Annotated in this window: 8 protein-coding genes; 4 read left to right on the plus strand and 4 right to left on the minus strand. The window is 40.5% G+C overall.

The features are described 5' to 3' along the window. The first annotated feature begins 116 nt into the window (after positions 1 to 116). The 3 genes from epmB to HHA41_RS09950 are packed head-to-tail and all read left to right on the plus strand — an operon-like array spanning position 117 to position 5,001. Positions 117 to 1,133: an EF-P beta-lysylation protein EpmB gene (gene epmB, locus HHA41_RS09940; protein ID WP_168461567.1), complete on the plus strand. Its 1,017-nt coding sequence runs from the start codon at positions 117 to 119 to the stop codon at positions 1,131 to 1,133. 14 nt (positions 1,134 to 1,147) lie between these two features. Then, on the plus strand, positions 1,148 to 2,893 hold the full coding sequence (locus HHA41_RS09945) for a GTPase (RefSeq protein ID WP_168461569.1): 1,746 nt from the start codon (positions 1,148 to 1,150) through the stop codon (positions 2,891 to 2,893). Next, positions 2,875 to 5,001, plus strand: a complete 2,127-nt coding sequence (locus HHA41_RS09950; RefSeq protein WP_168461571.1) for an EAL domain-containing protein — start codon at positions 2,875 to 2,877, stop codon at positions 4,999 to 5,001. Before HHA41_RS09945 ends, HHA41_RS09950 begins: the two co-directional genes overlap by 19 nt. Before the next feature lie 166 nt (positions 5,002 to 5,167). Here HHA41_RS09950 and rpmE read toward each other — a convergent pair whose 3' ends face one another. The 4 genes from rpmE to HHA41_RS09970 form a co-directional block, all read right to left on the minus strand. Next, entirely contained in the window at positions 5,168 to 5,392 is a 225-nt protein-coding gene (gene rpmE / locus HHA41_RS09955) for a 50S ribosomal protein L31 (protein WP_004971624.1), read from the minus strand. Between the two features lie 195 nt (positions 5,393 to 5,587). Continuing rightward, positions 5,588 to 6,586, minus strand: coding sequence for a bile acid:sodium symporter family protein (locus tag HHA41_RS09960; RefSeq protein ID WP_168461573.1), 999 nt, complete (start codon positions 6,584 to 6,586; stop codon positions 5,588 to 5,590). 207 nt (positions 6,587 to 6,793) lie between these two features. Then, complete coding sequence (gene gloA, locus HHA41_RS09965) at positions 6,794 to 7,195, minus strand: lactoylglutathione lyase (RefSeq protein ID WP_168418196.1); 402 nt, start codon at positions 7,193 to 7,195, stop codon at positions 6,794 to 6,796. A gap of 1 nt (position 7,196) precedes the next feature. Next, complete coding sequence (locus HHA41_RS09970; protein ID WP_168461575.1) at positions 7,197 to 9,395, minus strand: MFS transporter; 2,199 nt, start codon at positions 9,393 to 9,395, stop codon at positions 7,197 to 7,199. 227 nt (positions 9,396 to 9,622) lie between these two features. Between HHA41_RS09970 and HHA41_RS09975 the strand changes: the two genes are divergently transcribed. After that, a complete protein-coding gene (locus HHA41_RS09975; RefSeq protein WP_354667275.1) occupies positions 9,623 to 12,256 on the plus strand; it encodes an ATP-binding protein in 2,634 nt (877 codons plus the stop codon). Positions 12,257 to 12,359 lie beyond the last annotated feature (103 nt).

The following is a 12,359-nucleotide window of genomic DNA, read 5'->3' on the forward strand; positions in this document are numbered from 1 at the left end:
ATTTAAATCTTAAAGATTTATTTTACGCAGTAATTTAACCCTTAAATTTAGAAAACGACTCTCCTATTTCTGAGTATTTTCTGTTCCGCTTTTTTCTTATATTTAAATTTTTTGGCATGATCAATTACCTGTACCAAGAGCAAAACTGGCAATCTCAACTCAGTGACTTGATCACCGACCCACACGAATTGTTAAATATTTTGGAGCTGTCTGAACAGCAATTACTTTCTGGCGCACTCTTGGCATCTGAGCAGTTTAAATTGCGTGTACCACGCGCTTTTGTACAAAAAATACAAAAAGGCAATCCGCTCGACCCTTTGCTACTTCAGGTTTTACCACATCATTTAGAGCTTGAAGATCATCCTGGCTTTGTGACCGATCCTTTAGGTGAAGAACAAGCTAATCAACAACCTGGGGTATTACACAAATACAAATCCCGCTTTTTACTGACCCTGACGGGTGCCTGTGCAGTACATTGTCGATATTGTTTCCGCAGACACTTTCCCTATCAGGAAAATCTGCCAAAAACTGAAGATTGGGACAACATTAAAGCCTATATCGAAAGTCAACCTGACATTAACGAAGTGATTTTAAGTGGTGGTGATCCTCTCACTCTATCTAACCGTAAATTACAAATCTGGATTGAGCGTTTATCATCTGTTCAACAAATAAAATTTTTGAGAATTCATTCACGAGTTCCGATCGTAATCCCCAACCGTGTCGATGAAACGCTGATTTCCTTACTAAAAAACAGTAGGCTGCGTATTATTCTGGTGGTACACTCGAACCACGCATCAGAATTAGATGACTTTACTTGTGCAAATCTTGCTAAGTTAGTTGAGCAAAACATCACCGTTCTGAATCAAGCAGTATTATTAAATGGGGTCAATAATACTGCTCAGGTCTTGGTTGATTTAAGCTATCGTCTATTTGATGCGGGGGTGATGCCTTACTATTTACATGTGTTAGATAAAGTAAAAGGAGCACATCATTTTGATCTAATGTCATCTGACATTGATCATATTTATAAAGAGCTTTTAGCGAACTTGCCAGGCTATCTCGTTCCTAAACTCGTTAGGGAAATTGCGGGCGAAAAAAACAAGACACCGCTTTTTGGGGTTTCAACTTATTGAGTTAAATAACAACCATGAACATGAATACTTCAGATCTTTTTCAGGTTCCCAGCGAACTAAAGCTGGAGCAATTGAGTTTTTGTCAAAATACGGTTAAAAGCATTCAGGCGTGGGCAGCAGACCTATCCATTTTACAATTGGGGGATTCTTCTCAGGCCCTGTTCAATGCCCTTTTAGAAATTTCTGAACTGAAATGTCAGGAAACTTTACGTTTTGATTTAATTCAAGCTATTCATCCGACACTTGAAAATGTGCTGACTAGCTTGGAAAAACACTTTTTCAATCAAGCTTTGATTAGCAGTGATCGTAATGATCATATTATTGAATTGGCCTTGTTATTACGTAGCCATTTTTCCAAAGTGTATATTGATATTGCGCGACGCAGCCATCAACAACTCACTCAGCAAAAATTTTCATTATTCGCCTTTAACTTAAAGAAAAACTTACAAACAGCTCGGATTTTAGCAACCTACTATGCACTGCAACAATTGGCTTTGCTACGCTACCAACAACACATGTTGTATAGCCCCTCATTGCCTAATCAATGGGTTATTGCACATCAACTTTTAGATACTGCAATTCAACAACATTATTATTTAAATAATATTAATCAATTACAAGGTACACAGCACCAACTTGTAAGTATTGCTCAGGCCTATGCCCAACTGATTTTGTTGGAAATTTTTAATACACATCAAATTCGTCCGGCAGAAATTCAAGGCTTGTATTTATGCAGTTTTGATTGGGCCAAATTGGTTCAGATTTTACCCAAAGAAACCACGCTTTCGCGTTATGTGGTAGATTCAAGCAAAGATCATCCGCCAATATATAACAGCCACCAAAACAATGGTTTTAACGCTGATATTTATATCTCTACCCAAGCCTTACTTGATCATTTAAATGAAAATCAGGGACGCAAAGGTGAACATTTTTCACGCAATGAGAGGTTATTCCTCACTCCTGCCTTGCATTTCCATCTGCACAATATTTTGACCAATACTGCAGAGCGTGTGCATGAGCGTTATGAATATTCTGCACAGATTAAAATTTGTTTTGGTTTAACCGTTGCACATTTTTATTTGTCTAATGGTAAGAATTTTAACGAAACACTGGTATTGGGTGATAACTACCAATTCCAAAATGAAAGCCATTTTGTCAATGCTATGCACACCAATTCATCGGTAGACATTAGCTCAATCAAAACTTTAGATCGTGAAACCAAACAAATTTACAATGCCGATGTTTTGGACATTAGCGTGAATGGTTACCGAATCAAATGGACTGGCGAAACACCAAAAAATTTAAAAACAGGCGAATTCATTTTAGTTCAAGAAAATAATCAGAGTCCATGGCGTGGCGGTGTAATTCGTTGGATTAAACAATCTGCCGAAAAAAGTTTAGAACTTGGCTTGGAAATTTTAACCCAAGAGCTATTCCCTTGTGCTGTTTTTGTAAAAACCGATCGACACACAGGACATTACCATCCAGCATTACTGGTACAAAGTACAGATGCTGAAGATGTCAGCACCAGCCTAGTTTTGCCAGGTATTCAAGTATTGCGCGATAAACAAACCGTACAATTACGCTTAGGGGAAGAAGAACTCAAAGTTTTCTTAATCAAACCTCTCCTGATTACCCAAAGTTTTATGCGCTTTGATTTTGAGTTGTTGAATGACCAACGACAGCCTGTCTTAGATAGTTTTATTCAAAAGCAAGTGAATGAAGTTAAAAATAACGATTTATGGGAAGCATTAAAGTGAGAAATCCACTCTTGTCTAAAAAGTTAAAACGTACTGAAACGCGTTTGCTCATAATCGATGACAACCAGATACGTTTTAACCAAATTTGTGAACAACTCACTGCCAATGAGCACCGTGTTCAGGCTATTCTTTTAGATGACATTAAAAATTTTGAAAAACAGCTACATTTGACTTGGGATTTAGTCATTTTCGGTCGTGCTTATGACCTTAAAGTTGATCAGGCACTGACTTTAATTCGTGCTTCTCAACAACCTAATCTGCCCCTTTTGCTGCTCAGACCAGATGACTATGATACTACGCAATATACAAGCTATATTCGTAAAGGCATTTATGACATCGTCAACCTGGATTTTCCAGAACGCTTCTATTTTGGTTTAATTCGCGCCTTATCTTTTAGCCGCTTACAGCAGTCACAAGAACAACTGATGACTGAGCTTGAAAATGCACAGATTCAGGCACAGGCTTTGGTGGAAGACAGCAACAAAGCTGTTGCGATTATTCAAGAAGGTATTCACGTACAAGCCAATGCAGAATATTTACAACTGTTTGGTTTAAAAACTGAAGATGACATTATCGGCGTACCCCTACTCGATCTGTTACAGCCTGAAGATGTAACCGACTTTAAATTCCGTTTTAAGAAAGTCAGTCAAGGGCAGTTTGACCATGGTCGTTTTGACATTCACAGTCAAAATCCATTATTGGCCAAGCAAAATCCACTTAAAGTAGAGTTTATTGCCGCAACAGATGACGATGCTTTGCAAATTACCATAGACAATGAAACCTCTACGGCAAATGTTGCATCGTCTGCGGCATCTACAAGTGAAAAGCCTGCAGCAAAGCAAAGTACCTATCAATTGGTCAATCGCACCTTGGCAAAACAACCCTCCATTGCAAATGCTTTGGTCGTGTTCTCTTTGGCCAATTGTCCTGAAGCTATTTTCCAAGCAGATTGGCTGACCACAAAAAACTACTTTGCCAATATTCAGACCTTCTTAAAAGAACAAACCAATGTGCCATTATTTACAGTGGGTAATGGTTTGGTTGTCGGGTTATTCCAAGCTGAATCTACTGCAATTTTAGAGTCTAAACTGATTGGTCTGAATTCACTGACTAAGCCGCAATTACTCACGGTAGATCAGCACACCTATCCTTTAAATTTACGAATTGGCTATATCTTGCTAAATCAAGATATTCGTGATGAAACCAATTTTGAACAGCTGATTAGTCAAGGGTTTGCCAATGCTTTACCAAACCCACAAGATCAGAATAGTTCAGGTTTAGCATTAGACTTGTCATTTGGTGAATCTAATTTAAATGCGATTGAATCTGCTGCAGTTCCACAGTCATTTAATGAACCTGCGATTATTACTGCATTACGTCAAAGTTTGGATCGTGGTGAAATCCACCTGAAGTATCAGCAATTGTATGATAAGCAAGATACTAACCTTTACACTTATGAAGTGACCAGTGGCTTTATTTTCAATAGTGAATGGAAAAGCTTAGCGGGACTGATTGAATTGGCAGAAGATCCTGAGCTTTCAATTAAGCTAGATCGCTGGATTTTGGTAGAAGCATGTAAACAGTTACATAACTTTATTACTCAATATCCTGAAGCCAAACTGATTGTCAATTTAAACAAACACGTGTTATTGCAAGACCGCAGTTTCCCTGAGTTTGTGTCTAAACTGATCACCATTGTTGGTAGTCGCCTCAGCCATCCACTGATTTTACAATTCTCAGAAGAAGATATTAGTCAAAACTTAGGCGATGCACAAAAGCAAATCGGCTTATTACGTCAACACGGTGCAGAAATTTCACTACGAGATTTTGGTCATTCAATTTACAGTGAATCAATCTTAAAACAAGTTGATATTCACTACTTGACCCTGCACAGCGCCCTGATTGAAAAACTGGCAGATGATCAATCTACGCAGGAATTGCAGGAACAACTCAGCGTATATAGCGAAATTAAGCCAATTGAGATTTTGCTACGTGACTTAAATGATATGAACCTGTTTGCCAATGCATGGAATGTTGATGCCCGCTTTATTCAGGGTGATTACTTCCAGAAAAAACTGGATCATTTAATTGATGTACAAGACCAATAAGGTCTTGTACATTGCATTTAGCGCTTAGCGCAAAGAACAATTTTATGAATGAGACTGTTTTAGCAGTCTCATTTTTTTATTCTGAATCTTTTTTTTTGAATGCTTTTATCTCTAAATTCTAGGCACAAAAAAACGGGCAAATTGCCCGTTTTTTTCGTACTGGATATTAACGTTTGATAGAACGTGACATACCAGCAAAACGTTGTTTGAACTTGTCGATACGACCGCCAGTGTCAACGTTCTTTTGCTTACCAGTATAGAACGGGTGGCATGCAGAACATACGTCAAGATAAAGAGTTTCTTTACCAACAGCTGAACGAGTTTCGATTACGTTACCGCAAGAGCAAGTAGCAACTAATTTTTCATATTTTGGGTGAATATCGGCGCGCATCGTCGATTACTCCTAAGATTCAAGAAGGCTTATGCTGTCATCGCAATTGGTCACTCTCATAAAACATGAGGAACGTGCTAAAAAGCAGACCAACACCATAACAGACCATTCTTTTGGCCCACCGAGACGGATACCGTCAGAGCTAAGCACAACAAGTTGGGCATTATTATACGGAATAAAATAGCTGAAAGCTAATTATTCTTTGGGATTTAATGTTGACTGCTCTGCCAAATCTGCCCGCTTCTCAAGCGCGTTGGCTATCACACCGCAAACCATGAGCTGAATTTGATGGAAAATCATGATGGGTAAAACTATCATACCCAATGGCTGCCCAATAAATAAAATTTGCGCCATCGGCACACCGCTGGCCAAAGTTTTTTTGGAACTACAAAAAAATGCTGCGATTTGATCTTCACGTGCAAAACCCATCCACTGAGGTACAACCCATGCCAGCCACATCACAATAGTCAATAAAACTGAACACGCCACAATTAACAGCAGCAAGGTCATACCACTCACCTGATGCCATAAACCCGCCACGACTGCCCCACTAAATGCCCCATAAACCACCATCAAAATTGAACCCTGATCAAACACTTTGACCAATTTTGGCAATTTCAACATATAAGGATAAACATAAGGACGCAGCAACTGTCCCAATATAAATGGCACCAACAGCAATAAAGTAATTTGAATAATCGAGTTGGTCGGGTCAAAACCATGTTCCGACTGCCCCAGAATAAATACGCCTACTAAAATGGGGGTGATAAACATCCCAATCAAATTGGAAAATGAAGCACTGCATACAGCACTGGCAACATTGCCTTTCGCCACTGAAGTAAATGCAATGGAAGACTGTACTGTAGAAGGCAAAAAGCACATAAACAAAAAGCCCCAATACAACTCTTGTCCGAGCATTGGCACTAAAACAGGTTTGGCAAGTAATCCTAGAATGGGAAACAGCGCAAAGGTAAATGTAAATACCAAAGCATGTAACTGCCAATGCATAAAGCCCTGAATCACCGCTTCACGTGATAATTTTGCTCCGTGCAAAAAGAATAAGATAGCAATAGCGACTGTTGTAATCACAGCAAAAACATCGGCTGCCTGCCCAGAAACAGGCAGCACACTGGCTAAGATAACCATTACAAATAAGAGTATAGTAAAGCGATCCAGTGCCAATAACTTCAACATTGCAGCATCCTAATTTTTGTTTTTAAAGGGTTCATTGATATGAATAAGCCCAGCGACTTATTTACCTTTCGATAAACTTATCTTACTGGGCGATATTCAAAAAGCGAGTATTTATAGAATATGTTCAATATTTTTTAACTGAATGCTGAACAACATTCAGTTTATTAGGCAATTAAGGCCAAGTTGTTGCTGCTTTGCACATTACACTTAGTTATTACGTGCATTTTGATCTTGCTGAATCAGCTCAACTTTATAACCATCTGGGTCTTCAACAAACGCGATTACAGTCACACCGCCTTTCATTGGCCCTGCTTCACGTACGACATTACCACCACGTGCCTTAATTTCTTCACAGGCTTTGTAAGCATCTTCTACCGCAATCGCGATATGCCCATAAGCATTGCCTAAATCATAGCTTTGAGTATCCCAGTTATGAGTCAGTTCCAAAACTGTGTGATTTTCTTCATCACCATAACCTACGAAAGCCAAGGTAAAACGCCCTTCTTCATAATCACGCTTACGAAGCAAAGTCATACCTAAAACTTCTGTATAAAATTTTAAAGATTGCTCTAAATTACCTACACGTAACATGGTATGCAGCATGCGCATATTATTCATCCTTCTGTTGAATCGTGTCTGAAGATGTTGCTTGATGATCACGTAATAACTTTGCCACCCACACCACTAAAATCAAAATTGGAATTCCAATTAAGGTAGTCATGAGGAAAAAGTTTGGATAACCAATATTGGTCACTATAGTACCCGAATAACCGCCTAAAATCTTAGGGGTCAGGGTCATGAGTGAGCTAAAAATCGCATATTGCACTGCCGTAAAAGACACACTGGTTAAACTAGATAAAAAGGCAATAAACGCAGCACCTGCTAAACCTGAAGCTAAGTTATCAACAATAATGGCAAAATATAACCATAATGAGCTATATGGTTTGATCACTTTACCCTGAATTTCTACCATCTCGGTTGATGCTGTATTGACCACAGGCAAAGGCTGAATATCGACATCCAAGGTCGTGTCTGCAGCCTGCGTTGAATCAACTTTATAGCTTTGGCTGTGTTGCTGTAGCACCTGTTGCTGATCCATCAACACCACAGTCAATTGCTTTGCTGCAGAATCTGCCAAAAGCTGCCCTGTAATCGCTGCAGTAAACATACCTTGAGCATCGAGCTTGGCATCAAAGTTTTGTCCATCTAGCTGTAGCACGATTTTTTGCTGCTCGGTTAAAGTAGGCCCCACATATTGCCCACGTACCACAATGCTATTGGCCTTTTCTGCTACGGAAATTGTGTTATCTGAAGTTAGTGGTAAAAGCTGTAATTGCGCAGTTTCGGTAGCTGTCTGCTGTAAATAAGGCATCGACACTAAACGTGATGGTGTATCGCCAGTTTGATAATGTGCACGTACCTGAATTTCATGTTGGGTGGCCAACACCTGACTTGGTACAGCAACTTTCCAATAACCCACTTCATCGGCCTGAGTCTGATATTGTTGCTGCCCCACTGAAACTTGCACATCACTAAGCGCTTGCCCTGACTTCACTAGACCAATAAAAATTAGGTTGGTTGAAGAAGCCAATACTGCACCAACAAACATCAGTTTCATAATGTTCATGCGCTGTGCCAGTAAGCCCCCCAAGAAGCCGCCCAGCAGACTGAAAATCACCCCATACACTTTAACAGCTTCGGCAATTTGCTCTTTGCTAAAGTTCAGGTCTTGATAGAACACATTGGAAATTACCCCAGCGATGATGTCTGAAACCCGATAAAAACCAATCAACAACAATAAAACTAGGGCCAGTTTGACGCCATAGCGCTTAAAGAAGTCCGCAACAGGATGTACCCATGTTTCAAAGGCCATCTGTTTATTCACAGCACCACATTTGACTAAAATAGTGCCCATCAATACTGCCGCAGCGCCTGAAGCAATAAAGCGCAATGCTTCCAAACAGAATAACAAAAATGCGTCTTTCAGCTGAAATTGTTGTTTTAAGGCTTCAGTTAAATTGCCAGAAAAGACATAACACAACACAAAACTGAATACGGCGACAAAAAACACCATCACCAAACGGAAATAGTCACGACGTTGATAATGTTTATTGACCCTATTTACCTGTGGTTCACGAATGATCAAGGTGGTGACAATACCAATCAACATCACCGCAGCCATGGCCAAATAAGTCACTTTCCATGCACTGTAAATATAGTTGCCTTTAGCTGTGCCTAACGATGCAGCCAAAAACAAAGCCCCCGCACCCGCAACAATCATCCCGATGCGGTAACCTGCGTTATAGGTCGAAGCCAACACGGTTTGCATTTGGGTTTCTGCCAACTCAATACGATAGGCATCAATGACAATATCCTGCGTGGCGGCAGAAAATCCGAGTAATACTGCGCCAAATGCCATTTGGTATAAATGTGCCTGCCCCAATGCAGGGTCGGAAAATGCCATGACTGCAATTGCACAGATAATCAAACATTGTGCAATGAGCAACCATGCCCGACGACGCCCTAATTTTTTGGTTAAATACGGAACGGGCAATTCATCAATTAATGGTGCCCAAACAAATTTAAAGGAATAACCCAAGGCGGCCCAACTAAAGAAAGTCACTGCACTTTTATCAATTCCTGCCTCGCCCAACCACAACGACAGACTGGAAAAAATCAGTAAAATTGGAATACCTGCGGAGAAACCTAAAAACAGCATAATCAGCGCACGGCGGTCTAAAAATGCTGTAAATGCAGCTTTCCATCCTGTATTTTGTGCTGAAGTTTGCCCAGTACTTTGTGTGGTCATGCGATTATTATTTTCTGTTAAGTCAAATTGTTGTTATTCAATCGTGGAATAGCTTCTGTTTCAACAGTATTTATGAAATTATCCACAAGTGCCTTGTCATTTTGTAGTAAAAATGGCGGCTTAGCTTGAATTTTCTCATTAAACCTGTATACCTTTAACCCTCTAACTGCAATATTTCGTTTTGGATTTCTACAGTGACCCAAAGACTTGATCAAATCAATACATCGATAACAGCCAATACAACAACAGCAACGCAAGACGCACAACAACCGCTTCTCAGCTCTGCCTTTGAACAAAGCGAAATTCAAACAACCCTAGAGACGACTCAATTAAAAGCATCACAACTGACGCATATCCCCAATTACGACAACATTCCAGCGTCAACCCGACGCATTAAACCACTGAATAATTTTTTAGGACAAGATCGGGCACGTGCTTCAGTCGAGGCAGGTATTTCCCTGCCATATTCTGGCTATAATATTTTTGCTGTAGGCACAGCAGGATTAGGCAAGCGCACGATGGTCAAGCGTTTGTTGCAGCAACATGCCAAAAGTATGCCTACCCCAAATGACTGGGTTTATGTCAATAATTTCAAGCATCCACGTCAGCCACTGGCCTTGCAATTGCCTGCAGGTCAAGCACCTAAATTTCAAAGTTTGTTGCATCAGACTTGGCAAACCATTTTAAAACAGCTCGAGCGCCGCTTTACAGCCGAAACCTACCACAACCGTATTGAAATGATTCGTCAGCAAGCGGGCGATGAGCAGCAACAAGCCTTAATTGAACTGACCAGTGAAGGTGAAGAACTCGATTTAAAACTGATTGCGCAGGAAGATGAACATTGCTTCGTACCTGTACATCTTAAAAATGACAAAATGCAAGAAATGTCTAAGGAAGATATTAATGCTTTAGACAGCAAAACCCGTGCAGAAATTGCCTCTAATATTCGTTATATGAATAAAAAACTAGAGCGTTTGGGCTTGCATTTAGGTGATCTAGAAGATGATGCACGCGACAAAGTACAGGAATTAAACCGCGATATTGCCAAACAAGTGGTGATGCCGCGCATTGATATTATTCAAAACAAATACCCGAATGTAGAAGGCTTGACCGAGTATTTACAGTACTATGCTGAAGACATCGTAAATAATGTCGAGTTTGTTTTAGAACAGGAAGAGGATGATTTTCGTCCGGGTACCTTTAGCCGTATTCCTGCGCGCTATCAAGCCAATATTATTGTGACTCACAAACCCAACAGTGGCGTACCTGTTATTTTTGAAGATTTTCCCACCCATTACAATTTATTAGGGCATGTGGAACAACTCACGCAAAATGGCACCATTACCACAGACTTTACTTTAATTCGTGCAGGAAGCTTACACAAAGCTAACGGCGGTTTTCTGATGCTCGAAGCAGAGCAATTACTTGAGCAGCCTTATGCATGGCAAGGACTAAAACGTGCTTTAAAATCAGGGCAATTAAAACTGTCCTCTTTAGAGCACATGCTGACTTTAACCGGCAGCATTTCCATTGAGCCACAAGCCATTCCACTGAATATTAAAGTTATTTTACTGGCAGAACCTGAAATTTATTATGAAATTTTAGAGCTAGAACCTGAACTGGGCAGTGTCTTTAAAATCCGTGCCGACTTTACCGATACATTACAACGTAATGACGAAAACGAGCAGGCCTATATGCAACTGATTGCCGATTATGTGCAATCTGACAAATTGTTGCCATTTGATCGTTCTGCTTTAGCGGCATTGCTGACCGACTCAAGCCGTCAGGCAGAAGACCAAAGCTCTTTATCATTACATGCCCTCACCTTGGGTGATCTAATTCGCGAGTCACATCACCATGCGGCTCAAGCGGGTGATAAAACTGTTTCCGAACAGCATATCAATACGGCGCTCGATCATCGCAAATATCGCTTAGGCTATTTGCGTGAACTCTATTGGCAGGACTTATCGCGTGGTACGCAGTTAATCGAAACACGCGGCCATCGCTTAGGGCAAATCAATGCCTTGTCGGTGATTCACTATGCCGATGTCGAATTTGGATTACCTTCTCGCTTAACTGCTTCGGTCTACCAAGGCGGTGGCGACATTTTAGACATTGAACGCAGTGTAGAGCTTGGCGGGTCATTACATGCCAAAGGCGTGTTGTTAATGGCCAGTTTCTTAAAAGCGCATTTTGGTCGTGAACAAATCTTGCACTTTTCTGCTGCCCTCGCCTTTGAACAAAGCTATGGTCAAGTCGATGGTGACAGTGCGACTGTGGCAGAACTCTCGGCTTTGATTTCAGCGATTAGCCAATTGCCAATTGATCAGTCTTGGGCAATTACAGGTTCCATGAACCAGTTGGGTCAGGTACAACCAATTGGTGGCGTGAATGCAAAAATTGAAGGCTTCTTTGATGCCTGTAAGCTACAAGGTTTAACGGGTAAGCAAGGCGTGATTATCCCACGCCAGAACATGCAGCATTTAATGCTACGCAAAGATGTTATTGAAGCCGTCGAACAAGGTCAATTCCACATTCATGCCATTGATACCATTGACCAAGCCCTAGAAATTTTAATGGCACGTCCTGTTGGCAAACTCAACAAAAAAGGACGTTATAGTAAAGGCTCAATTTATGCTGCAGTCATGGAGCAGCTTGAATATTGGCAAGCCATTGAAGATGGCGCTGAAATTGAAGAAGAGCCGAAGAAAAAGAAAAAATCCAAAAAAGAAAAGGATAAAAAAGACAAAGAGAAAAAGGAAAAGAAAAAGCCGAAAACGGTAGTACAAGCAGATGAGCAAGCTGAAGAACCAGCTGAAACTACTGAGCTTGCAGCGACAAGTCCTACAGTGAGACTGTAAATAAAACTGTGTAAACGCTTAAACTACCCCCAACGTTGTTGGGGTCAAACAAAAGGTGTTTACCATGAAAGATGAAGCAATGTTGGCACTCGCTAAAGAGTTA

Source organism: Acinetobacter sp. A1 (assembly GCF_012371315.1).
GTDB lineage: Bacteria > Pseudomonadota > Gammaproteobacteria > Pseudomonadales > Moraxellaceae > Acinetobacter.